The sequence below is a fragment of the Paenibacillus agaridevorans genome (genome assembly GCF_018604145.1).
Taxonomy (GTDB): Bacteria; Bacillota; Bacilli; order Paenibacillales; family Paenibacillaceae; genus Pristimantibacillus; species Pristimantibacillus agaridevorans.
Genome location: NZ_CP075889.1, coordinates 4,176,440 through 4,200,502 on the forward strand (window position 1 = coordinate 4,176,440; position 24,063 = coordinate 4,200,502).

Below are 24,063 nucleotides of genomic sequence, written 5' to 3' on the forward strand. Positions count from 1 at the left end.
GCAACCTGATTCCATCAACTCTTTCTATGAGAACAACGCTCTATCGGGACAGATCTCCTTCGGCAAAAGTACAAGCAAATGCTAGAGCTGATTCATAGCATATAGTACTTTTACAAGAAGAAGGTGAAAGCATTTGGCTAAGAACAAATTGTTGTTCAGTACACCCGCTGAAGGCGTATCGATCCGTACTGGCTCGAGCAGAGTATTGACTCGAAAAGACCGTCACCATCATCATCACCACCATCACAAAGACCGAGGCATCGAAGTCAAAAAATATGAAACCATTCGCTTGTTCGCAGAGAATCGCGGCACATCCGCGACGTCCGTTACTGTCGCCATGACCAGCACGCAGAACGGTAGAAGCAACAATTATAGGCTCGCAAGAGTGAGGCTCGCTCCGGGACAATCGTATACGGACACGTACAGGGTGCCCGGCAGATATGTCAACATTACAGCCTACTCAACGGGATACTCCGGCGACTGCGGCGGAAGAGGCAGAGGCAGAATCGACACAATCGACGTGCAGCTGTACGGCCGCAAGTAAGTCAAAGAAATAAAATAAGACAATGTGAAACGTCTGTCGCCGTCCTTTGGCGGCGCAACGCGTTTTATTCCGAGAATTAAAGGTCAAGTATGGAGAAAACTTATACTTTCTTATAAAGTGAAAAAGGTCGAGCAGAGGTTTCCTTTGCTTCGACCTTTTCCCTTGTTACCTGTTTGAAATGTTCTCTTTGGTGCGCTCGTATTGCGTTATTATTTGGACCAAAGTTCCACGCGGGCTTTGACCATGTTCGAGAATTCCTCGTTCAACTTCGCCACGCCGGCATCGTCCAAATCCTTCAGGAAGGCGTCATAGATTTTATCGAAGTCTTCCGGCTTCGCCAGGATCGCTTCGGGAATACGTTTTTTCATAATGTCCTGCGTCTTCTGGAAAATAACGTTCGCTTGCGAACCCGTCTCAAATGGAAGTGTCCAAGCCGCTCCGTATTTGCGCTCAGGGAACGCGTCGTTAGCCGGCCACAGATCTCTGTACGTCGTTGCACCGTAAGCCGCCAGCGTCTTTTTGTCCGCTTCGGAATAAGCCGTGACGATCTGCTCCGGGAAGTTCGTTGTATAGTAGTTGCCGCTTGGATCCATAACGCCGTCTCCATAACGGGCGGAGATCAGATAGTTGCCGATGCCCGTCGTTTTCTTGAACGTATTGTTGTCGTTCGACTTCTGCGCTTGTACGTCGGCAGGGATAACGCGTTTGCTGTTCTCTACGTTGTAATGCTTGCCTTCGATCCCCCAGTTGACGAGAACCTGGCCTTCATCCGATGCAAGGTAGTCCAGGAACTTGATGGCGCGGACCGGATCCTTTGCGTCTTTCGTGATCGCAATGCCGTAACCGGACAGGTAACCCGTTCCTTGGAAGGAATGGTCTTGATAAGTCTCGTCAAGCGTAACCGGGAAACGTGCGTACGTGGAGTCGAATTTGCCTTCGGCTTTCAGCGCGTTTTCGGCATCCGCATAGTCCCATTGTTGGTCAACCAGACCCAGAACGCGGCCGGAAGCGATTTTTGCTTTGTATTGGTCATACTTCTGGACGAAGCTCTCGGGATCCAGCAAGCCGATATTGTTCATGTGGTTCAGCCAACGGAAGTATTCGCGCTCTTCGGGACGCTGGTAATGCATGATAGCTTCGAACGTTTCTTGGTTGATGTAGAATTCGCCGTCATCCGGAGCGCCCGTTGCGTAGAACGCGGGGTTCGTTACGGAGATAAGGATCTGCCATTCGCCGCCGTTCAGCGACATGCCGATCGTAGGTTGTCCGTCTTCGGTTTTCGGATTTTTTTCGATGTAGGCTTTGATTGCGTTCTCGTAATCTTTTACCGTTTTGATCTCGGGGAAACCCGCTGCTTCAAGAACCTTATGCTGCAACTGGAAGCCGCCGCCCGCCTCGAAATAAGTGTGGCCTACGCCATCTTGCGGCAATACGTAGATCGCGTCGTCTTGCTCGCTCCAACGAAGACGGTTGAAGTATTCGCCATAAATTTTCTTGAGGTTCGGAGCATGTTCTTCGATCAACGGACGAAGGTCGATCAGCGCGCCGGCGTCAACCAGCTTGCCCGCGTTGCCCTTCGGCATAACGAGGTCCGGATATTCGTCGCTTGCGACCATCAGGGCAAACATGTCGGCATCGCTTCCGCCAACAGGGAACTCCTGTTTAAGCGTTACGCCCGTTTTGGCCAGAATCTCTTGGCCGACTTCGCTTTTCATGTCATCCCAGTTCGCGTTTACGTCGCCGGATGCAAGGCGAATCGTAATCGGCTCAAGCGATTCCTCGCCTGCATTGTTGGCATTGCCGGAATTGCCGCCGTTCGACGCGCCGGTATTTCCGCCATTGCCTCCAGTGTTGCCGGAGCAAGCCGCAAGGAAAATGAAGACGAGGACAAGCAGCGTGCTGAACATCATTTTGGTTTTCTTTTTCATCTGAGTGTTGCCTCCCTTTTAATAATGTACCTAACTATATAGAACAGGATACCCCGTCACTACCGATGGTGGTTCAAAAAGTCCGCTTTTGATCACGATGTATCTCATGGATGCATATTCGACGTCGAATCTTGAACTCAGCCGGAACTTCCGGTGCTCATGTAGCGCTGCTACACTCCGTTCCTCAGTTCTCAGTTTCGTCCAATCTTCTCGGTGCTGAAAACCGGACTTTTTGAACTTCGATTTAAACTTCAAACCTTCAAACCTTACAACCTCAGCTCTTCACCGCGCCTAGAGTCATGCCTTTGACGAAGTAACGTTGAAGGAATGGGTAAACCATCAGGATCGGAACCGTGACGACGATGGTGATCGCCATCTTGATGGATTCCGGCGATACCGAAGCGATAGCTTGCTGCGCGTTAGGATCGCGGTAGTTGTTGCCCGATTGCGTCGACTGCAGCACCTTCATAAGTTCGTACTGCAAGGTCGTATTTTCCGCCTTCATGTTATTGAAGAGGTAGGTATCGAACCAAGCGTTCCAGTGTCCCACCGCCACGAACAAAGCGATCGTCGCCAGCACCGGCTGGCATAGCGGCAGGATGATCCGCCAGAAGATGGTCCAATCGTTTGCGCCGTCGATTTTGGCCGATTCCTGCAAGGCGATAGGCAGGTTATCGATATAGGAGCGGACAACGAACACGTTCCATACGCTCAGGATAGCCGGAATGATATACACCTCGAAGGTACCGATTAAGCCCAGATGTCTCATCAGCATATAGCCCGGGATCAGGCCGCCGGAGAAGTACATCGTCATCGCGAACAGGACGGACATCCACTTTCTTGCTTGGAAGTCGCGGCGGCTCAGCGTGTAAGCCATCATGGAAGCCGACAGGACGCCGACGATCGTGCCGATGACGGTCCGCAGGACGGAGTTTTTGAAGCCCGTGAGCAATCCGTCGAACGCGAAGATCGTCGCGTAGTTGTCCAGCGTGAATTCCCGAGGGAAGATGGTAATGCCTCCGCGCACCGTATCGACCGAGTTGTTGAACGAAATGGCGAGAACGTTAAGGAACGGATAAAGCGTGACGATACCCGCAATGACCATTAGACAATAGAGGCCGATGTCGAACAATTTGTCGCCGTATCTGCGTTGTGAAACATTCATGCAAAGGCCTCCTTATATCACCGATTCTTTGGTAATGCGTTTATAAATGTAATTCGCCGCAAACACGAGGATGATGCTGACGACGGAGTTGAAGATGCCAATGGCCGTACCGTAGGAGTAGCGGCTGAGATTGATGCCGTAGTTCAGCGCGTATAACTCCAATACCTCGGAATAATTGCTGACGAGCGGGTTGCCGAGCAAGAACTGCTTCTCGAAGCCGATGCTGATCAGATGACCGATCGAGAGGATGAACAGTACCATGAAAGTTGTCCGGATGCCGGGCAGCGTGATGTGCCACATTTTGCGGAAGCGTCCCGCTCCGTCCACCGTCGCCGCCTCGTATTGCTCTTGATCGATGCCCGCCATGGCAGCCAAAAAGATGATGGAGTTCCAGCCCGTCTCCTTCCAAGCATCCGATGCCGTGACGATACCCCAGAACCACTCGCCCTTGGCCATGAACTGGATGGGAGCGTCGATGATGTGAAGCGCCATCAGCAGTTGGTTGACCGCGCCGCCATCTGTCGATAACATCTTGTACACCATTCCGGAGACGACAACCCATGAAACGAAGTGAGGCAGATAAGAGATCGTTTGGATCGAACGCTTAAAGAATTGATTCTTGATTTCATTAATGAACAGGGCGAAGATGATGGGAACCGTGAAGCTGACGATCAGCCCCATAATGCTCATGCCGAGCGTGTTCCGCAATACGAGATAGAACCTTTCGTCGGTGAACAATTCGAAGAAATTATCGAGGCCGACCCATTGCTGGTTCAGGATCGAGAATCTCGGCTTGTAGTTCTGGAACGCCATCAGCCAGCCCCAGATCGGGACGTAACTGAACACGATGATCCACGCTACGAAAGGAAGCGACATCAGGTACAAGTATCGGTGCTCGATCATCCTCCCGAGAAAACGCTTACGCTTATTGACTGCCGACGTGCGGCCGTGTTCCGTGGACGGCATTGTTTTCATCTGGCATGTTTCCTCCTCTGCTGACGCCATGCGACCTGCTTTTGTTGTTGTCCTAATCTTAACGGAAAATACACATCCCCCGACACCGTCCATATCGGTCATAAAATCATATCAAAATCGGCGATGCTCCCCACTGCTTTTCGGTCACGCAACTACGCCGAGCTTGTCGCGTCCCGCCGTTACGCCTAACTTGCCGCGTACCCGAAATTACGTCGAGCTAGCCGTGTGCCGCCTTTACGCCTGGCTTGCCTTGTGCCGCCTTCACACCTAGTTTGCCGCGTCACGCCTCTAAGGGACATCAGCGACGCTATTCCCTCCAAAATGAGCAATCGCCAAATCTAACGGACCTCAACGACATTATTCGAGTAAATGCACGGGACTCAATAGGATTTTCGACCAAATAGCGCCACTCTCGTCCGTTAGATTTCGAAAATGGACAATTCCACCGAAATAGTGACGCGTATGTCCGTTACAGATCCCGACTGAAGACGCTGGCCTCAATAAATTCGGCTGGTTGACGGCGCACGCAACCCACGAATACAAAAAAAACCTCCAAAAACCACAGTGGGAGTGGTATGGAGATTTTTAATCGGCATGCGGATTTCCCGCAGGGGTACGGACAGACACCCTTGTATCCCAACAGGGTAAAATGGAGTGGGGCACGAAACCGAAACCTGTTTGATTACGTTCGGAATCGTGGAGCCGGATTCGGCACGGCGTTCAATAGAACCCCGCGAGATACAGATTCCGATCTGGACGCTAACTTCCGACTTGGAGCGCGCCAAAGTCCCGCTAGGAAAGGGTTTCTGAGCCGGGAGCCATTTTCTGAACCGAGTGCACCAAGGCCTCGGGATGATACCAACGACGGTTTATCGTCCCGCTCCCGACCGAAGCAAACTACTTTTCCGCCCCGCTCTTGAACGACGAGGGGGACACGCCTTTATACTTCTTAAACTTCGCATGGAAATAATCGACATTGGCGTAACCTACGCGCTCCGCGACCTGATGCACCTTGTGGCCTTCGCGCAGCAGCTTGATAGCCTGCTCGATGCGCACCTTGTCGAGGTAGGTGTTAAAGCTTTCGCCCGTGTGGCTTTTGAACAGCTTGCCGAGATATCCGCTGTTGTAATTAAAAAGCTCGGCAAGCGTCTCCAGCCGAAGCGGTTCGCTGTAATGGCGCTCGATAAAGTCTGTCACCCGCTTCATGGTGCCGCTGCTGTCTGTGCCTCCGATCTTGGCGGTTAAATCCGTCAGCCGCGTCTTAAGCTCATCCAGCATTTCTTCATAGTGGTGGGCCAAGTACAGCCTCGTTACCATATAGAGATCGTCCTTCAGCGACAGCTGAGGGTGGAAGGCTGCGGCTTTGTTCAGCATAAGCGTCAGCAGCTGCGCCCAATTGCTTTTGAGCGTCTGCTCGGAATCATCAAGCCGGACAAGCTCCTCCGCGAACTCGTCGACTTGCTGCAGCACGTCGTGCCCATTGCCGAGATCTACCCTGTAAAATAATACTTGCGCCAACTCCTCGATGCTTAGCGGCTCGCGTTTAGTCTTCGCCATGTTCTCGTCCGATGCCTGCGAATTGTAGATTTTTCCGCTACCAAGCAAGAAGCGGCGTCGGAGCCGCGCCTTCGCCTCGCTGCTTGCGCCGGGCAATTGGGTTAACGACTTCATAGGAGGTCCCGCTACAGCCGTGTAACGAATCCGGTCGCCGCATGTTTCCTCCAACGTCTCCCTTATCGGGGTCATGTCGCCGCGCAGCCATGGACCGTTCTTGAGCAGCAGACCGATATATGGTTCCGTCGAAAATACCCAGCCCAGCCCCCGATCCTCGATCAGCTCCGTCAGCTTTTTCTTCGCTACCGCCTTCATCGTGAGAGAGTGCTCGCGGCTATATAACTCGATCAGCAACAGACGGCTGCCCGCAAGCGAAGCTTCCGACCCGAACAGGCTGGGAATATCGAAATCTAACTGAGCCTTGCCCTCCGCCAAGCCTTGAAGCAGCTCTTCCCGAAGCAGCGACGCATTACGTTCGCTCAGGCCCGAGCCGACATCCTTGCGCAAGCCCAGTTCCTGCGAGGCGCGCTCGACATAGCTCTCCAGCTCGTCCTCGTCAATCGGCTTGACGACATAACCGCTGACGCCGTGAACAATGGCTTGCTTGGCATAATTAAAGTCCGCATAGCCGCTTAAAATAAGAATGCGGCAATCGGGATCGCTTTGCCTTATTCCTTCGATGGCCTTCAGACCGTCCATGACCGGCATTCGGATATCAATCAGAATCAGATCCGGGCGCAGCAAGGCATGCTGCTCGATGGCATCCTTGCCGTTCGCGGCCGTCCCCGCAATCTCGAAGCCAAGACGCTCCCATTCGATCAAGGTTTGCAGTCCTTGCCGGATCATCGGTTCGTCGTCCACGATCATTACCTTATGCATGACGTAATCCCCCCGTCGGAATATTGAACGTAATAAACGTTCCCTCGCCAAGAACGCTTTCTATTCGCAACCCGAATGATTCGCCATAAATCATGATTAACCGTTGATGTACGTTGCGAAGACCAATCCGATATTGTTCTTCTTCCATATCGTCGAACGAACGAAGAATGCTCCCCATCCGCTCCTCGTCGATGCCGGAGCCGTTATCCTTGATCTCGATCCCGACGCCCTCCTCGTTCCGATAGACGCGGACGGATACGAAGCCGCCTTGCTCGACATGGTCGAGACCATGCACGACGGCATTCTCGACAAGCGGTTGAATAACGAGCGGCGGAAGCTCCACCGAAGCGCAGCTTTCATCGACGTCCAGCAGGAAGGAAAGCCGGTCGCCGCCGTAACGGAATTTCTGAATTTCCAGGTAACACCGCACGACCTCGATTTCGTCGCGGATCGCGATGCGTCGATTGCCGACCTCCAGGTTTTGCCGAATCATCTTGCCGAGCATCCGAACGACGACGGAGATTTCCTTTTGGCCGTTCATATGAGCCTTCATCCGGATGGATTCCAGCGCGTTGAACAGGAAGTGCGGATTGATCTGGCTCGCCATCATCTTAAGCTTGATCTCCCGTTGGCGGAGCAGCAGCTGCGCCTTCTGGCTTTCGGAATCCGCAACCTCGTCCATTAATCCTCTGATGCTGACGACCATGTTATTAAATTGACGGGACAACATGCCGATCTCGTCGTTGCCGCTGACGGAGGAGATGACGTTTAAGTCGCCCATCGCCACCTTGTTGAGATCCTTGTGAAGGAGCAGCATTCGCTTGGAGATTAACGTTGAGGTCAAATAGATAAGCCCCCATGCAACAGCGAGACTGACAAGCATGATGGCCAGCCCAAGCAAGCTGATCCGGTTCGCTCCGCCGACAATGCTGTCCACGGCGAACACGGAGACGACCCGCAGTCCGTTCCGGCTCGAAGTCGGGATAAGCTTCTCGATCACGACGCGGGAAGGTTTGCCGTCATATCGGAATTCATAGGTCCCCTCCGATTTGCCTGCTATGGGACTGTTAAAGGTCGCGTCATTGATGTTCTTGCCGACAAGCGCGCCGTCCTTCGCCGCTACGATGTAGCCATTGTCCTCGATGATCATGGTGTCGAACGCTTCCTGACGCATCATGCTGCCCAGCACCTCGGGGTCGATCGTGATGACGAGCACTCCGCTTGTCCGATATAGCGGAAAATTGACTTTGCGCACCAGACTGAGATATTTCCGATTGCCCTTGGTCTCGTCCTCGACGTATTGCCAACGGATGCCGTCCTCGGTCATCGCTTGATGGAACCAAGGTTCGCGCGTCTTCTCCGGCGTGATTCGGAGGAATTCCCAGTTGTCCAGCATCGTCGGGTTCGTATAATAGAAACGGATATTATGAATTTCGTTATACAGCTTGACGGAGTCGCGGATGTCTCGGTATTCCCGGTATGCTTCTACAACCGAATACGTTGAAGCATACTGCGTATTAACGACGTTCATCAACCGAGCATCGCTGAGCAGATTATCCGAAACTTCAAGCGGCATGCGGACGATGTTCGCAATCTGCGACTTCACCCTGTCGACGTTGCTGCCTACTTGCTGCGTGGCTTGATCCAGCACATTTTGGCGAAACGCCAGAGTCAGAAATACGCCTACGATAAGAACCGGGACGAACACGACCAGAATGAAGGAGACGATCAGCTTGGGCTTGATTCGAATATCATTTGTACGGTTCGCAAGCCGTCTGACAAATTCAATGAACATGCTGCTATCGTCTCCTTGCCGCCATGCCGGCTAATATTTCCTCCATTCTAGCATAACCGTGCTGGCTCCGCTTTCCCGCCTATAGCACCAACGAGAACTCGACCGGCAAACACCCGCGCCCCGGAAAGTGCCTCCGCGTCCAGCTGTTCGAAGCTGATCCAGCCGCTCCGTCCCGATCCCGCCGAATACCAACGCGCCCAGTCTGCCGTTGCCGATCGGCAGCGCCTCGTTCCAATCCGCTGCCGGCTCGTTGTACCACAATTTCATCGCCTTCACCACCTCCGTCCAATTTCCCTTACAGTCCATCATAACGAACGTCGACCAACCGCAATACCGCTTTCATTCCACATAAAATCATATGGAAATTAGACATGGCCAGCACGGAAACTATTCCGCTAAATTCCCTTCTTATCGAAAAAAAAGGACAACAGAGCCGCTATTGCCTCGATTTAACGCTTATGCGCGCTTCAACCGACCAATAACGTCCCTGAGGTCCGTTACAATCGCGATACACTCCTCCGCCCAAGAACGGCGGGGATATCCTTGTTGCTTCCGTCTTCCAAGGGTAAGACTAGCCCTTCAGCGTGACTGCGAAGCTCTCGCACGCGCCACCCGCCGGCACTTCTACCTTGCTTCCTTCTTGGCCCGCGATCTCGAACGCGAACGTATGGCCCGCCGAACGCTCCACCTTAACGATGACTTCATTGCCATTGCGCGTTGCAACGGCGCTTAGCGAGACTCCGCCCTTCGTTTCGTGCACGGTCGCGGTTGCCGACTTGCCGTCTTCCAGAGCGAACAGCTTTAACGTCACGCCATCCGCATATTCGTAGTCCGGCACGTTGTCGTTCGCGCCGATCGCAAGAAGCGTATTCGGCCTTACGAATAGCGGCAGGCTCATAAAGTCATGGGTCTCCTTGCGCCACGAGCCGCCTTGCACCGTCTCGCCCGTAAGCAAATGCGTCCAAGTGCCTTGCGGCAAATAATACGTGACCCTTCCTTCTTCGTTAAAGATCGGCGCAACGAGCAGGCTGTCGCCAAGCATATATTGGCGGTCGATCGTCTCGCAGCTTGGATCCTCGGGGAATTCCAGCACCATCGCGCGCATGGACGGCACGCCTTCTTCCTTTGCCTGCACCGCCGTGCGGAACAGGTAAGGCATGAGCGAGCACTTGAGCCTAGTGAAAAATCTCGTCACGTCTACCGCTTCCGTGTCGTACGCCCATGGCACCCGGTACGATCTGCTGCCATGCAGCCTGCTGTGGCTGGAGAGCAATCCGAAGGCTAACCAGCGTTTAAACACATGCGCCGGCGCCGTGCTCTCGAAGCCGCCGATGTCGTGACTCCAGAAGCCGAAGCCGGACAAGCCGAGGGAAAGACCGCCGCGCAAGCTTTCTGCCATGGACTCGTAATCCGCATAGCAGTCCCCGCCCCAGTGAACCGGGAACTTCTGCCCGCCCGCCGTAGCCGATCTCGCGAACAACGCCGCTTCGCCTTGGCCGAGCTTATCCACCAAAACGTCGAATACCACTTCGTTATAGAGGTACGTGTAGTAGTTGTGCATTTTAAACGGATCGGAGCCGTCGTGGTAGACGACATCGGTCGGAATCCGCTCGCCGAAGTCCGTCTTGAAGCTGTCCACGCCCATGTCCACCAGTTCGCGCAGGTATGAGGCGTACCACTCGCAGGCTGCCGGATTCGTGAAGTCGACCAGCGCCATGCCCGGCTGCCACATATCCCATTGCCAGACGTCGCCGTTTGGACGTTTCACCAAATAGCCTTTTTCCTTGCCTTCTTTGAACAGTCTGGAGCGCTGGGCGATGTACGGATTGATCCATACGCAAATCTTGAGTCCCTTCTCCTTCAAACGCTTCAGCATACCGACGGGATCGGGGAAAACGCGCTCGTCCCATTGAAAGTCCGTCCAGTGGAACTCTCGCATCCAGAAGCAGTCGAAGTGGAAGACGTGAAGCGGCAGATCGCGCTCCGCCATGCCCTCGACAAAGGACATAACCGTCGATTCGTCATAGTTGGTCGTAAACGACGTCGTCAACCAGAGGCCGAATGACCATGCCGGCGGCAGAGCCGGCTTACCCGTCAAGTCGGTATAGCGGCCCAGCACTTCCTTCATGCTTGGCCCGTCTACAATAAAGTAGCTGAGCGATTCGCCTTCGACGCTGAATTGCACCTTCTTCACCTTTTCCGACGCAACCTCAAGCGAAACGAGCTCCGGATGGTTGATGAACACGCCGTACCCTTTGTTCGTCAGGTAAAAAGGAATGTTTTTGTAGGATTGCTCCGAGCTTGTGCCGCCGTCCTCGTTCCACAGATCGACCGTTTGGCCGTTTTTTACGAACGAGGTGAAACGCTCGCCAAGTCCGTATACCCATTCGCCAACGCCCAGATCAAGCTCTTCGCGCACGTATGCCTTGCCTTCGCCTTCGGCTTTGATATAGGCCATGGACTTCTGGGCGCTGCCCGTCAGCCGCTCGCCGCCCCGGTAAAAATCAACGCGCCATGTGTCTCCCTTGCTAATGCGCACGCTAAGATTGCCCGTCGTCAGCGTTGCCGCTTCGTCCGTCTCCGCGATGACCGCGTGGCTGCCGTCGCTTGCCAGCTCGAATGCGGGACCGCGTTCCACCACGCCCGCATGGTTAATCAGCTTAACCCCGATCACGCCTTCGATCGGCGAGTGGAACTGGACCGTCAGCAGCATTGTATCCAACATGTTGGAACGCGACAGAATGGGCCGGGGCGACGCGTAGGCCGTCAATTGTCCCTCCGATTTCTCGAAGTCGTGTGCCTGCACCGCGCTTAGCACCTCATACCCTTTGCGTATCATCCAGTTGCCGTCTGTAAATTTCATGTGTAAAGCACCGCCTTTATTTTTAGATATTGTTCAAAAATGGCATCATCAAAGCGCCTGTTGGATCCATTTGCATCATTTCCTCTACAATTAAGCATATAGAATTATGTTATACTTGCAGTATACTGACTGGTAAGCGTTTCATCTAACAGAATTATGCCTGTTTATAGCATGATTCCGATGTAAGATGGGGGAAAGAAAAATGGATCGTTCGCAGAAGGAATCGCTCAAGGAGAATCGCCTGCATGGAACGGAAGGGTTCCCTCTGGCGGCATACCGCATCGGTCCCATCCCCCCCGGAGAACCGGTGCTGGAATGTCATTGGCATGCGGAAGCGGAATGGTTCTATATGCTGGAGGGAGAAGTACTGTTTCAGGTCGGGACGGACTACTTTCCCGTCCGGGCGGGCGAGGCCGTCTACATCGACGGCGGGGATATACATGCCGGTCATGCGCTTGGGGATTCCCCGTGCTCGTATTGCGCAGTCGTCTTCGATACAGAGCTGTTGGCGAGCGCGGTGATCGATGCCGTGCAGGAGCGTTACGTCGTTCCGCTGCGGGACAAGTCCCGCACCTTCCCCCGCCATCTTAAGCCGGGGACGGACTGGAGCGATGCCGCGCTGGATTACTTGTCCGGCTTGATCGACGCAAGCGAGAGACAGCAGACGGGATACGAAGCCGCGGCGAAAGGGCTGTTATATTTGATGCTGCACCAATTCGCATCCTCGGAGCAGCTCGTTAGCCGAAGCGATCACGGGGGCAACGCACAACTTCAAATTAAGCTGGAACGGCTCAAGGCCGTCATCGGCTATATGCAGGAACATTACGGCCGACCGATCCGAATCGCCGAGCTGGCAGAGCAGATTCCGATGAGCGAAGGACAGTTCAGCCGCTTCTTCAAAAGCATGACCCACCAAACTCCCGTCGAATTCTTGAACGGTTACCGAATCAAAAAGGCGGCCGAGCTGCTGCTCCAGCCTGACGCCAAGATCGCGGCTGTCGCCATGGATGTCGGCTTCGATCATATCAGCTACTTCGTAAAGGTGTTCCGGAGCCGTATGAAATGCACGCCGTCCGAATACAGAAAATCGCATGTGATTGGCTAGGCTTGAGCCGGTGCCGGGGTTATAGCTGCCGGAACATTCGCCGTCGCTCAAATCAAGCCTCTAGCATGTCCCGAACTTCCCATTAGTAATGAAGGAGGCCTTATTCATGAAACAAAACAAATACGACGAAGCGGAATTTTTTGATGCTTATGGCAAGATGGAGAGATCTTTGAAAGGTTTGGAGGGAGCCGGAGAATGGCATGTGCTGCGAACGCTGATTCCCGAGCTTCGTGACCGGAGCGTGCTGGATCTGGGCTGCGGCTATGGTTGGCATTGCCTGTACGCGCATGAGCAAGGCGCAAGCGACGTAACCGGCATTGATATTTCGTCGAAAATGTTGGAGAAGGCGTCAACGTTGGCCCAAGGAACAGGCATACAATATATGAGGCTGCCTGTCGAGGATATCGTGTTCCCGCCAGATCGCTTCGACGTTGTCATCAGCTCTCTGGCTTTTCATTACGTAGAGGACTTTAGAGCAATCTGCGAGAAAATCTACAATTGCATGAAGCCTGGAGGGACGTTCCTCTTCTCGGTCGAACATCCCGTCTTCACCGCCCGTTCAGAGCAAAGCTGGGAGTATGGAGAGGATGGCAAGGCGCTGTATTGGCCGCTGGATAACTATCAGTCGGAAGGACAACGCATCACCTCATTCCTGACCGATAACGTCGTGAAATACCACCGGACGCTGGCAACTTACATAAACGCGGTCATCCGGGCCGGCTTCGTCGTGACGGCTGTCGCGGAACCGAAGCCGGCAGAGGATAAGCTGGACATCCCCGGCATGCGGGACGAGCTGCGTCGACCGATGTTTCTCATCATTTCCGCCACAAAGTGAAGCTGCAACCCGATTTTCTCGGGGTGCAGCTCGCAATGGCGCTTCGCGGCAGGCTGCAACCCATTTCTCGGGGTGCAGCTCGCATTGGCGCTTCCCTTCAGGATGTAACCCGATTTTCGTGACTGTCGATTAATTCAAACGATTCTCCTTTCAGATCAATTTTGATTTGAGAGTTCATTCGACGAAAAAATAAAATCATTTAAAATTGATCTGAGTGACATGTTTTTGCGAGTTGAGCTGAAAAATGCCTCCTCAAAATAATTAATCGACAGTCTCTTTTCTCGGCTTACAGGCGCCCCGATCATTACCCGATTTCTGCTACCATTGTATTCGTTAGCGAACCCAGCTTTTCGATCTCGATCGTCACGACGTCGCCTGGCTGCAAATAAACGCGCTCATCGACTGGCTTGCCAAGCACAACACCTTCAGGCGTACCCGTCAAGATGACATCCCCTGGCACCAGTGTCATAAGCTGCGAGATATAACTGACAATCTCATCGCAATAAAAAATCATGTCTGACGTGTTGGAGGCTTGGCGAACCTCTCCGTTAACGATGCATTTGATCTCCAACTGATTAGGATCGCCGACTTCATCCGCCGTTACCAGATAAGGACCGAGCGGCGAAAACTTGTCACAGGATTTACCCGTCAGCCATTGCGACGTACGGAACTGCAGATCCCTGGCGGACAGATCGTTGACGTTGCAATAACCAAGCACATAGGACAACGCGTCTTCCTTGACCACGTTTTTGGCCTGCTTGCCAATCACGATTACCAGCTCCGCCTCGTAGTCGACCTCGCTTGATACCTTCGGCAACGGAATCTCATCTCCCTGACTTGCCAGCGTATTGCTGAATTTATTAAAGAGGACGGGATAAATCGGAATCTCCGCGCCCGTCTCCTCCGCGTGTTTGCGGTAATTGAGCCCAACACAAATCATTTTGTTAGGATGAGTTACGCAAGGTCCAAGCGTAAGGGCCGACTCCGGGCGAATATAAGTAAAACGGTTGTCCGCGCGAAGAGCAATCTCGACAAAGGTCCGAAGCTTATCCATTGCATTCGCACCGCCTTCGATAACCGCCTGCAGCGTGACAGGTACTCCGTCTTCTACGTCCATGCCTGATACGTTGCCCAGTGCCGCGGCTATGTCCAATATCCCCTCTCCTTCCCCGCTATGTACGCCAAGCTTATACGTCTGATCCTCGAAAAAGGTTAACAGTTTCATTATCCATTCGCTCCCTTGTCAAGTTGTGATTGTGTTTTGCTATCGCTAAGCATCTTTGCCAAATACGGCACCGCCGTCGATATAAAGCGGCGATCCCATCATAAACTTGGACTCCTCGGAGGCCAGGAATACCGCTGCGTGCGCCACATCCTCGGGCCGCCCCATCTCGCCGCTTAATTGACGTTTTTTGAGAGACTCAATGGCCGCTTCGGGATCGTCATACGATTGCTTGAGGTAATTCTCGACAAATGGTGTCAATATCGTGCCCGGAAGCAAAGCGTTAACGCGAATGCCATAGGACGCATAATCCACTTGCATCGATTTCGTTAGCGCCAGCACCGCCCCTTTGGTCGCCGAATATGAAGCGCGTTTAGCCAGTCCAATCTCCGCCACGCAAGAAGACATATTGATAATGACTCCGGACCTGCGCTGCATCATGGAGGGTAGTACATACTTGCTCGGAAGATATACGCCTCTTATGTTGACTCTCATGACTCGGTCCCAGGCGTCCGGCTCCACTTCATGCAGGGCGCCCACTCCGCTAATGCCCGCATTATTAAACAAAACGTCGATTTGGCCGTGACGCTCGATCGCTTGATCGACCATCGCTTCTACCTCGGACGGATCCGTAACGTCCGCTACGATTAACGATGCCGAACCTCCGGCGCCGCGAATCTCCTCTACCGTCTCTTCTCCTTTGCCTTCATCCAAATCGTTAACAATGACCGTCGCGCCTTGCATGGCGAAGGCGATTGCGGAACACTTACCGATCCCGGATCCCGCACCTGTAATCAACGCCGTTTTATGCTGTAGTCGCTGTCCAATCAAGCTCATGATAACCTTCTCATCCCCTATTGGTTTATTATATTAAACCATGTTTTTTATAATAAAATAGTAACACAGTCATTCCGATTCCACAATAAAAAAGAGACCGTTCCAAACGGTTGCCTCGTAGATCAGCAGGTTGAGCGAATCCCTATAAGACTCTCTCCGTATAAGTCTCTCTCTTGAATCTGAACAAATGTCAATGCTATACTAAGGCCAACGGTCGTGAAGCACATGCCGCTTTGATACTTAAGTGTATCGAAGCGGCATTTTTATGTTTAAGCGAGAATACAGGAGAATACATTACTTCATAGTGGGAGGATGGGTTTGTGTTTAAAAAAGAATACGAATTATGGTTGCAGAAGCAGATTAATCAGGAGAAAAACCATCGTAGAAAAGAATTATTACAGAAAGGACTCAGTCATGGATCCTTTGAGATGCTCCGGCTGATCTGGTATCCTGTTGTCGGTAATTTCGAGCATTTATATCCCGAATGGGAGGTCCGTGATTTTAATAACGGCTACCGTTATCTTGACTTTGCCTTTTTGCGGGGCGGTGTCAAGGGCAATATTGAAATACAGGATTATCGATCCCACGCCAGAGATTTGGATACACGTCGATTTAAAGACTTATGTCAACGACAAAGTTTGTTATCGCTCGATGATTGGGTCTATTTGCCGGTCGCATATTTATCAATCCGTGATGAACCAGAGTTTTGCAAGCAGTTAATATTATCGTTCGTTGGCAAGTTCCTATCAATCAATGTGGATGCCGGGTTAAATGGCCTGGAAGCGGAAACCGTACGCTTTGCTCGACGGAAGCTCAGGCCGTTTACACCGAATGAACTCGCCGTACATCTTCGAATTACTGACCGTTATGCTCGAATGTTGCTTCATCGTTTAGTCGAGGGGCAACAAATAACAGTCGTTGGCGGAAACATAAGATTTCGAACGTATCAATTGAATATGGGAGGGCTGCTGGGGCCGTCAGAGGACTATGAAAGACCAGAATAAGAGCTTGGGGAAATGAGAGACATTATTATTCGCAGAGGAACTTGGAAAGCCGGTGGAAGCTTGCGGAACTGAGAGACGTTATTCGTCGAAAAAGAGGGCTTTTTGATGCATAGCGGAACTGAGCGCCTTTATTGCTTTCAATTTAAATGGAATCACCAGTAAAACAGGCGAATAGCGGCGCTCAGTTCCATTAGCATTAAAATAACAGCAGAATTCCCCAAATAAGACCCCTCATTTCCGTTAAACTCGCAACTGAAGCAATGCAACAGGAGCAATGGGCTTTCTTTGCTTGCATAGCGCCTGTCCGACACTTGACGACGCCAACCGCAAAGAACAATTCGTACGCCGCGCTCGCCGCGCTAATGCCGTTTATAACCTATTGATCATGCTTGCCGCTTCCTTTTGCGCGAATGACCTTCTGCCTTCGCAATCCAAGAATCCCACCCTCAGCCTTTGAAGCAAACGGGCAAACGCCTACTGATGCAGGTTTATCCGCTACCGGGCTAACGCCTACTGATGCAGGTTTATCCGCTACCGGGCTAACGCGTACTTTAGCCGCATCCGGGCAAAAGACCTAAAACGCCCGTCTATATGGGTCTACTGTCAAAACGATAATCTACCCGATAATTGCTTAAGTTCTTTAAGCACTTTGGCCCCCTTAGTCTCCCACCGATGCTTGAGCATCGAACAACTGACGGCAGAAACCACTTGTCCGCCTCGTGTGATCGGAACGGCGACGCAGCAAAAACCTTGAACCGCTTCCTCCAAATCCTCGGCGTACCCTTTTTCTCTTACGATTGCCAGAGCCTTCTCCAACGTGTCGAGATCGGAGATCGTATTCGGAGTCATTTTTTGTTGCCAGGCATAGGCGCTATACAGCTCCGCTACCTGCTCGGGAGATCGTGCGGCTAAAAGCACTTTGCCCAGCGCCGTCGAGAGCGCCGGCAACCGCATCCCCGGCTCGGACATCAGCTTAACGGGACCGGGGAATTCTTCTTTGGCCAAATACAGCACCTCTGTTCCTGCCAGCTCCGCCAGTTGTACCGTCTCCTCGATGACGGTCTTCGTTAATGCCGCTTCTATATGAAAGGCGTCGATTAGATCATGATTTTGAAAGTATCCGCTCACGAACGACCCAATCGCTGTGCCAAGTCTATATGTGTCGTCTTTGTCTTTAAGAATCCAATTTAATTTCTCTAGCGTGTTAAGCACGGAAAACATCGAACTCTTATTAATGTCTGTTCGTTTGGATAACTCCATAAGCCGAAGCTTGCCTGGATGCTCTGCCACGAGTCGCAGCACACGATCTGCTCTCTCAATTGCCGGCACCCAATATTTATTGTCCGTCATTGCTGCCCGCCTCGTTTCCTTTGCAAACTAAAGATTATCGGCTCATTGTCGGTTTGCGAACCATTATAACAAGCCAAAATCCCCGATTCAATAGCTCTCACTCTTTTGGACCACCAAAATAAGCTATCGTTTTCTGAATGAACAATTTGGCCGCTTGACCTAAATACCGGTCCGATTGATAGATGACGCAGAGATGCCTCTCAGGGGCTCCGCCTTCGATCTTTATACACCGGAACGACGGATCGTTTATGCTTTCAATCAGGGCAATGGGCTGCACGGTCGCGCCGATATTGGCTTTTACAAGCTGAAGGATGGATGTGACCGAACCCGTCTCCATAATCGTCTTCATGACGAAGCCGTGCGACTTAAAGGTCACGTCTACGATCGTTCTTCCAATCGCGCCGACCGGGTACATTACCATGCCGACCTCCTCTAGCTCCGCAAACGCAATCGAATGGCGATCTGCCAATGGATGATGCTCCGATACCACTAATCCGTATTCCTCCGTACAAACCGGAATCGTTACGAGCCGCTTATCCTTTACGGGCATAAGCCCGACGCCGATATCCGCCTGGCCGTTCAGGACGAGCTGCGAGATTTCAATCGATGGCGTTATGCTAAGCTTGATTTGGGGATATTCTTGATGATACTCGATCAGAAGCTTGGTGATCCGGTAATCCAAATCCGAAGGCAGGACGCCGACGGATACCGTTCCCAGACGAAAGCTTTTCAGATCGTGGATGGAGTCTCTTGCATATTGCATCCTTCGCAAGATGTCTTCTCCCTGCTCTCTCAGCATTCTCCCCGCTTCGGTGAGAGCGATTCGTTTGCCGATCCGATCGAATAACGTTACCCCGAATTCATTCTCCAAGGCGCGGATTTGCAGGCTAAGCGTCGGCTGGGATACGCCCAGCTTCTCCGCCGCTTTCGTCACGTGCAATTCCTCGCAGACCGCCAGGAAATATTCCAGCTGACGAAACTCCATCGTCATCCCCCTCAATCATTGTCAAAACTTATCATCATCATAGTTTTCATTGTATTGATTAATCGGTCCTATCGCAATACACTAGATCATATTCCACAATGAATGAATACAGGAGGACCGCCATCATGCGCAAAACAACATTGCTTCTTCTAGCGTTATTTCTCGCTTCCCTTAATTTGAGGCCAGCCATTACCTCCCTCGCTCCCATGCTGGAGACTATTCGGCAAGCGCTTGGCATTAGCGGCACGATCGCAAGCTTGCTCACCTCCATTCCGGTTCTGTGCATGGGCTTGTTCGCGCCAACCGCCGTTATCTGGAGCCGGAAGTGGGGATTGGAGCGCACGATCATGATCGCGGTGACGCTCATCGGAATCGCCACGGCCGCCCGCTACTTTGCCTTTTCGTCCGGCATCCTGCTTGCCAGCGCGTTTGCTGCGGGCATCGGAATCGCGGTGGCCGGTCCGCTTCTATCCGGCTTTATCAAAAAAAACTTCGCCGACAAAGCTTCCTCCATCGTCGGCATCTATTCCATGGCGCTCGTCGTTGGCGCCGCAGTCAGCGCCGGACTTTCCGTACCATTGCAAACCGCTTTCGAAGGATCCTGGCAATCGTCTGCCGCAATATGGGCTTTATTTGCTTTCATCGCTCTGCCTTTATGGATCTATCTGACCAGGAAGAATCGTATTGGCCTCGTATCGCGGCCATCATCGTCCGGCAGCATTAAGCTGCCAATACGCAATAAACGCGCGTGGCTGCTCACGCTCTATTTTGGCCTGATGGCCTTCGAATTTTATTCCATCACTGCATGGCTGGCCCCCACCGTGGAAAGCATGGGTTACAACGCCGGTTTCGCGGGAGCCATGTTGACTTTGTTTACGTTCATCCAAATACCGGTCAGCCTGCTTATTCCGTTCCTCATGTCCCGGTTCCCGCGAAGGCTGGTATGGCTGCTCGCTTGCGGATCGCTGGAGCTGATTGGTTTGGCTACGCTCGCTATGTCCGGCAACCCTTGGTTCTCCACGATCTTGCTTGGTCTTGGCGCCGGGGGACTGTTCCCGATCGCGCTGATGCTGCCGATCGAGGAAACCTCCGACGCGGAATCCGCGAGCTCCTGGTCTGCCTTGAACCAATCCGGCGGATATGTGATCGGCGCGATGGGACCGATTCTTGTCGGCTGGACGCATGACGCAACCGGCGGCTTCACGCTCGCCTTCGCGGGACTCGCCGCCATCGCCATCGTGATGATGATCGTGCAGCTGCGAATTGGCAACAGAAAGCCGGTTCCTGCAGTAAAGCGCAGCGCCGCCTAACGACAATTATTGCCGGGGAAATGGTCTTTTCGGCATATGCTGCTTCTTCAAAAAAAGAGCTCATCTCCTACTTTAGTTTCGTAGAAAATGAGCTCTTTTTGTTTTGTGGAGCCGCTTTAGTGCCTTCGATGCTTCAAGCGAGCCCTATTTATGATGTTAGTGCGAGTCTCCGCGATGTTACACCATCACTTTACAAATATCGTTCGTAAATTCCACAGGATCCTGGAGTGGAAGTCCTTCGATCAACAGAGCTTGGTTGTATAACAGCTGCGTATACAAATTGAACTTCTCTTTGTCAGAGCCGTGTGCGTTCTTAAGCGATTGGAATACGTCGTGGTTAACATTAATTTCCAGAACCTTATCCGCTTTCACGTCGCCGCTGTCCGGCATCGCTTTAAGGATTTTTTCCATCTCGATGGAAAGCTCGCCTTCAGCGGAGAGGCAGACGGGATGACTTCTCAGACGTTTGGAAGCTTTGACGGACTTCACTTTGCCGGAGAGCAGCTCTTGCATGCTGTCGAACAATTCCTTGTTCGTGTCCGCTTCCGTTTCGGACTCCTTGTCCTTTTCGTCCTGCTCGAAACCAAGATCGCCGCTGGATATGGAGCGGAACTCTTTCTCCTTGAAGTTCATGATCATTTTGATCGCGAACTCGTCGATGTCGTCCGTCAGATACAGAATTTCGTAACCTTTCTCCAGCACGACTTCGATTTGCGGGAGCTTTTCGATCCGCGCGATCGATTCGCCGGCCGCGTAATAGATGTACTTCTGATCCTCCGGCATGCGGGATACGTATTCTTCGAGGCTGACCAGCTTGTTCTCCTTGGAGGAGTGGAATAGCAGCAGCTCTTGCAGATCGGCTTTGTTCATTCCGTAATCGTTGTAAACGCCGAACTTCAGCTGACGGCCGAACGCTTTGTAGAACTTCTCGTAGTTGTCGCGATCATCCTTCTGCATCCCTTGGAGCAGGCTTTTGATTTTGTTCTTGATGTTCTTCGCGATCAGCTTCAACTGGCGGTCATGCTGCAGCAACTCGCGGGAAATGTTGAGCGACAGGTCCTCGGAGTCGACCATCCCCTTAACGAAGCTGAAGTAATCCGGCAGCAGATCGGCGCATTTGTCCATGATCAGAACGCCATTGGAGTACAGCTCAAGCCCCTTGGCATATTCCTTCGTGTAATAATCGAACGGCGCGTTCTCCGGAATGTACAAAATCGCGTTGTACACGACGGCTCCGTCGGCGCTGATGTGAACATGCTTAAGCGGTTTGTCGAAGCCATAACGTTTCTCCGCATAAAATGCGGCGTAATCCTCGTCCGTCAGCTCGTTTTTGTTCCTGCGCCAGATCGGTACCATGCTGTTGAGCGTTTGCTCTTCGATCGTTTCCTCGAACTCGCCCTCGCTGCCTTCCTTTGGACGCTGGCTCGTCATATCCATCTTGATCGGATAACGGATAAAGTCGGAATATTTTTTAATAATCGCGCGCAGACGGTACTGCTCCAGGAACTCGTCGTATTGCTCGTCCTCCGTATTCTCCTTGATGCGAAGCACGATCTCGGTACCGACTGAAGCTTTCTCAGCTGGCGTAATCACATAACCGTCGGCGCCTTCGGAGACCCATTGGTATGCCTGGTCGCTGCCAAGCGCCCTTGTCGTTACTTTTACTTCGTCGGCCACCATAAATGCGGAGTAGAAGCCTACGCCGAACTGACCGATAATGTTATGGCCATCCTTTGCTTCGTTCTGCTGCTTAAACGCCAACGATCCGCTCTTCGCGATAACGCCGAGGTTATTCTCGAGCTCCTCCTGCGTCATGCCGATGCCGGTATCCGTCAGAGTCAACGTACGAGCGGACTTATCTGCCGTCACTTTAATGAAATAATCTTCTTTATTGAAAACAAGGCTGTCGTCCGTCAACGCTTTGTAATAAATTTTGTCGATGGCATCACTCGCGTTTGAGATCAGCTCCCGCAAGAAAATCTCCTTTTGCGTATAAATCGAATTAATCATCATCTCCAGCAGTCGTTTGGATTCCGCCTGGAATTGCTTCATAACCATGAATGCGCTCTCCTCTCAATAGTGGAACTATGTAATCGGGCTCCGACGTCGGCTTGTCCGACACTTCGTGTTAGCACTCATTCATCAGGAGTGCTAATCCCTCCTTTTATATACCATATCTATAATTTTGATGTCAACTCTTTCGTTGGTTCTTTCGTTCTTTCGTTCTTTCGTTGGCTTCCGTTTGTATCACGGTTATCCGTTTGACTCCCAGTCGGTTCTACTTATGCAGATGCAGCTCCTTTATCCTCCGTTTGAAGCCATGCATAGTTTTCTAAATCACAACAAAATCACCCTTGCGAGTGATTGGAAGTTAATGTCTGCGAGTTCGCCTCTCCTAACAACCTATGATAGACGGCAGAGTCGCTATTTTGTCGATTTTCGACATTTTCGAATTAAAAAAATCCTTATTCGCTTCGGTTAACACAACCCAGCGAGCGTGGAGCGAATGGACTATGATAGCGGATATATCCGCTTTATTCGGCTGTGCCGGGGGCGCTCGGACTATTATAGCGGATTTATCCGCTTTATTCGGCTGAGCCGGGGGCGCTCGGACTATTATAGCGGATTTATCCGCTTTATTCGGCTGTGCCGGGGGCGCTCGGACTATTATAGCGGATTTATCCGCTTTATTTGGCTGTGCCGGGGGCGCTCGGACTATTATAGCGGATTTATCCGCTTTATTCGGCTGTGCCGGGGGCGCTCGGACTATTATAGCGGATTTATCCGCTTTATTGAGCTGAGCCGGGGGCGCTCGGACTATTATAGCGGATTTATCCGCTTTATTCGGCTGTGCCGGGGGCGCTCGGACTATTATAGCGGATTTATCCGCTTTATTGAGCTGAGCCGGGGGCGCTCGGACTATTATAGCGGATTTATCCGCTTTATTGAGCTGAGCCACAAGGTTGTACTGCTAACGGACAGGAGCGTCACTATTTTTCGAATAAATGATGTTTCTAAAATCTAACGGACACACGCGCCTCTATTTGCACCATCCGAGCGTTTTTTTGCTGTAATCGGCCATATAACGGCGCTCCTGTCCGTTAGAATTTGACCTTTAAGCAAAACAGTCTAATAGTGTCCCGTAAGTCCGTTAGCTTCTGGGCCGGCCCTTTTTCTATAGGGCTAACTTTCTTATTTGGCAAATAAAAAGCTGCCGCATCACAGATGCGGCAGTCATAATTATTCCAAATAATATTTTTTAAAATAAATTTCCAATATCGAATCGACTGGATGATCCTCAGTCAACGATTTCGCTCTCGCCTGGCTTGATGCCGAGTTCCTCGAATATGCGCATGGTCACGAACAAGGCGCTGATCGACTTGGGGAATCCCGCATACGGCAAACAATTCATAATGGCCTCTATAATTTCATCGGGCGTGAGCCCTGCGTTAAGTCCAGCGTGAATGTGGAAGTCCAATTGCGCATCGGAACCGGATGCGATCAAAGCGGAGATCGCGACGAGCGACCTCTGCTTGTGATCGAGTCCCGGCCTGGAATAAATCATGCCATACGGGAAAGATACGATCATATTCGCGAAATCCGGACTAAATTTCTTCACTTTCTCAACCGTTGCTTGCAGCATCTCCGGGCCAACCATCTTGCCCAGCGTCTCGATTCCTTTGTCATACGCCTCCGAATTCATCGTACTCCC

Annotated in this window: 18 protein-coding genes and 1 pseudogene; 6 read left to right on the forward strand and 13 right to left on the reverse strand. The window is 52.0% G+C overall.

Annotated features, from left to right (window positions below; all coding sequences use genetic code 11):
- Positions 1–133: 133 nt before the first annotated feature.
- Positions 134–544: a hypothetical protein gene (locus tag KJW29_RS17445; protein ID WP_214630736.1), complete on the forward strand. Its 411-nt coding sequence runs from the start codon at positions 134–136 to the stop codon at positions 542–544.
- Positions 545–753: 209 nt separating this feature from the next.
- On the opposite strand, the gene KJW29_RS17450 is transcribed toward KJW29_RS17445, so the two are convergent.
- The 7 genes and pseudogenes from KJW29_RS17450 to yicI all read right to left on the reverse strand — a co-directional run bounded on the left by KJW29_RS17450 (position 754) and on the right by yicI (position 11,703).
- Entirely contained in the window at positions 754–2,472 is a 1,719-nt protein-coding gene (locus tag KJW29_RS17450; protein ID WP_214630737.1) for an ABC transporter substrate-binding protein, read from the reverse strand.
- Between the two features lie 274 nt (positions 2,473–2,746).
- Positions 2,747–3,577 carry a carbohydrate ABC transporter permease gene (locus KJW29_RS17455; RefSeq protein ID WP_397374756.1) on the reverse strand — a complete coding sequence of 277 codons (831 nt, stop codon included), beginning with the start codon at positions 3,575–3,577 and terminating at the stop codon, positions 2,747–2,749.
- A gap of 72 nt (positions 3,578–3,649) precedes the next feature.
- Positions 3,650–4,540, reverse strand: a complete 891-nt coding sequence (locus KJW29_RS17460) for an ABC transporter permease (RefSeq protein ID WP_425517562.1) — start codon at positions 4,538–4,540, stop codon at positions 3,650–3,652.
- Positions 4,541–5,509: 969 nt separating this feature from the next.
- On the reverse strand, positions 5,510–7,045 hold the full coding sequence (locus tag KJW29_RS17465) for a response regulator transcription factor (protein WP_214630739.1): 1,536 nt from the start codon (positions 7,043–7,045) through the stop codon (positions 5,510–5,512).
- Positions 7,038–8,840 (reverse strand): sensor histidine kinase, encoded by a 1,803-nt coding sequence (locus KJW29_RS17470; RefSeq protein WP_214630740.1) that lies wholly within the window; start codon positions 8,838–8,840, stop codon positions 7,038–7,040. The genes KJW29_RS17465 and KJW29_RS17470 overlap by 8 nt, the downstream gene beginning before the upstream one ends.
- A gap of 159 nt (positions 8,841–8,999) precedes the next feature.
- Positions 9,000–9,107, reverse strand: a pseudogene (locus KJW29_RS36800) (glycoside hydrolase N-terminal domain-containing protein); the annotation flags it as partial.
- A gap of 304 nt (positions 9,108–9,411) precedes the next feature.
- Positions 9,412–11,703: an alpha-xylosidase gene (gene yicI, locus KJW29_RS17480; protein ID WP_214630742.1), complete on the reverse strand. Its 2,292-nt coding sequence runs from the start codon at positions 11,701–11,703 to the stop codon at positions 9,412–9,414.
- 202 nt (positions 11,704–11,905) lie between these two features.
- Between yicI and KJW29_RS17485 the strand changes: the two genes are divergently transcribed.
- Positions 11,906–12,808: an AraC family transcriptional regulator gene (locus KJW29_RS17485; protein ID WP_214630743.1), complete on the forward strand. Its 903-nt coding sequence runs from the start codon at positions 11,906–11,908 to the stop codon at positions 12,806–12,808.
- 106 nt (positions 12,809–12,914) lie between these two features.
- A complete protein-coding gene (locus KJW29_RS17490) occupies positions 12,915–13,643 on the forward strand; it encodes a class I SAM-dependent methyltransferase (RefSeq protein WP_214630744.1) in 729 nt (242 codons plus the stop codon).
- A gap of 304 nt (positions 13,644–13,947) precedes the next feature.
- Here KJW29_RS17490 and KJW29_RS17495 read toward each other — a convergent pair whose 3' ends face one another.
- Together KJW29_RS17495 and KJW29_RS17500 are read right to left on the reverse strand one after the other, a co-directional pair.
- Entirely contained in the window at positions 13,948–14,868 is a 921-nt protein-coding gene (locus tag KJW29_RS17495; protein ID WP_214630745.1) for a fumarylacetoacetate hydrolase family protein, read from the reverse strand.
- Between the two features lie 45 nt (positions 14,869–14,913).
- Positions 14,914–15,702: an SDR family NAD(P)-dependent oxidoreductase gene (locus KJW29_RS17500; RefSeq protein WP_214630746.1), complete on the reverse strand. Its 789-nt coding sequence runs from the start codon at positions 15,700–15,702 to the stop codon at positions 14,914–14,916.
- 320 nt (positions 15,703–16,022) lie between these two features.
- Between KJW29_RS17500 and KJW29_RS17505 the strand changes: the two genes are divergently transcribed.
- Positions 16,023–16,706, forward strand: a complete 684-nt coding sequence (locus KJW29_RS17505) for a transcriptional regulator (RefSeq protein ID WP_214630747.1) — start codon at positions 16,023–16,025, stop codon at positions 16,704–16,706.
- A 603-nt stretch (positions 16,707–17,309) separates the two neighbouring features.
- Here KJW29_RS17505 and KJW29_RS17510 read toward each other — a convergent pair.
- Positions 17,310–18,056: an IclR family transcriptional regulator gene (locus KJW29_RS17510; protein ID WP_214630748.1), complete on the reverse strand. Its 747-nt coding sequence runs from the start codon at positions 18,054–18,056 to the stop codon at positions 17,310–17,312.
- Between the two features lie 97 nt (positions 18,057–18,153).
- Positions 18,154–19,041, reverse strand: coding sequence for a LysR family transcriptional regulator (locus tag KJW29_RS17515; protein WP_214630749.1), 888 nt, complete (start codon positions 19,039–19,041; stop codon positions 18,154–18,156).
- 125 nt (positions 19,042–19,166) lie between these two features.
- Between KJW29_RS17515 and KJW29_RS17520 the strand changes: the two genes are divergently transcribed.
- Positions 19,167–20,351: an MFS transporter gene (locus tag KJW29_RS17520; RefSeq protein WP_214630750.1), complete on the forward strand. Its 1,185-nt coding sequence runs from the start codon at positions 19,167–19,169 to the stop codon at positions 20,349–20,351.
- A 177-nt stretch (positions 20,352–20,528) separates the two neighbouring features.
- On the opposite strand, the gene htpG is transcribed toward KJW29_RS17520, so the two are convergent.
- Positions 20,529–22,409 carry a molecular chaperone HtpG gene (gene htpG / locus KJW29_RS17525; protein WP_214630751.1) on the reverse strand — a complete coding sequence of 627 codons (1,881 nt, stop codon included), beginning with the start codon at positions 22,407–22,409 and terminating at the stop codon, positions 20,529–20,531.
- 448 nt (positions 22,410–22,857) lie between these two features.
- Between htpG and KJW29_RS17530 the strand changes: the two genes are divergently transcribed.
- Positions 22,858–23,376, forward strand: coding sequence for a hypothetical protein (locus tag KJW29_RS17530; protein ID WP_214630752.1), 519 nt, complete (start codon positions 22,858–22,860; stop codon positions 23,374–23,376).
- A gap of 273 nt (positions 23,377–23,649) precedes the next feature.
- Here KJW29_RS17530 and KJW29_RS17535 read toward each other — a convergent pair whose 3' ends face one another.
- Positions 23,650–24,054 carry a carboxymuconolactone decarboxylase family protein gene (locus KJW29_RS17535; RefSeq protein ID WP_214630753.1) on the reverse strand — a complete coding sequence of 135 codons (405 nt, stop codon included), beginning with the start codon at positions 24,052–24,054 and terminating at the stop codon, positions 23,650–23,652.
- Positions 24,055–24,063: the final 9 nt, after the last annotated feature.

Coding starts and splice junctions, on each gene's coding strand:
- KJW29_RS17450 (WP_214630737.1), bottom strand. CDS start 2,472: ATGAAAAAGAAAACCAAAATGATGTTCAGCACGCTGCTTGTCCTCGTC.
- KJW29_RS17455 (WP_397374756.1), bottom strand. CDS start 3,577: ATGGTCATTGCGGGTATCGTCACGCTTTATCCGTTCCTTAACGTTCTC.
- KJW29_RS17460 (WP_425517562.1), bottom strand. CDS start 4,540: ATGATCGAGCACCGATACTTGTACCTGATGTCGCTTCCTTTCGTAGCG.
- KJW29_RS17465 (WP_214630739.1), bottom strand. CDS start 7,045: ATGCATAAGGTAATGATCGTGGACGACGAACCGATGATCCGGCAAGGA.
- KJW29_RS17470 (WP_214630740.1), bottom strand. CDS start 8,840: ATGTTCATTGAATTTGTCAGACGGCTTGCGAACCGTACAAATGATATT.
- yicI (WP_214630742.1), bottom strand. CDS start 11,703: ATGAAATTTACAGACGGCAACTGGATGATACGCAAAGGGTATGAGGTG.
- KJW29_RS17485 (WP_214630743.1), top strand. CDS start 11,906: ATGGATCGTTCGCAGAAGGAATCGCTCAAGGAGAATCGCCTGCATGGA.
- KJW29_RS17490 (WP_214630744.1), top strand. CDS start 12,915: ATGAAACAAAACAAATACGACGAAGCGGAATTTTTTGATGCTTATGGC.
- KJW29_RS17495 (WP_214630745.1), bottom strand. CDS start 14,868: ATGAAACTGTTAACCTTTTTCGAGGATCAGACGTATAAGCTTGGCGTA.
- KJW29_RS17500 (WP_214630746.1), bottom strand. CDS start 15,702: ATGAGCTTGATTGGACAGCGACTACAGCATAAAACGGCGTTGATTACA.
- KJW29_RS17510 (WP_214630748.1), bottom strand. CDS start 18,056: ATGACGGACAATAAATATTGGGTGCCGGCAATTGAGAGAGCAGATCGT.
- KJW29_RS17515 (WP_214630749.1), bottom strand. CDS start 19,041: ATGGAGTTTCGTCAGCTGGAATATTTCCTGGCGGTCTGCGAGGAATTG.
- KJW29_RS17520 (WP_214630750.1), top strand. CDS start 19,167: ATGCGCAAAACAACATTGCTTCTTCTAGCGTTATTTCTCGCTTCCCTT.
- htpG (WP_214630751.1), bottom strand. CDS start 22,409: ATGGTTATGAAGCAATTCCAGGCGGAATCCAAACGACTGCTGGAGATG.
- KJW29_RS17530 (WP_214630752.1), top strand. CDS start 22,858: ATGGACTATGATAGCGGATATATCCGCTTTATTCGGCTGTGCCGGGGG.
- KJW29_RS17535 (WP_214630753.1), bottom strand. CDS start 24,054: ATGAATTCGGAGGCGTATGACAAAGGAATCGAGACGCTGGGCAAGATG.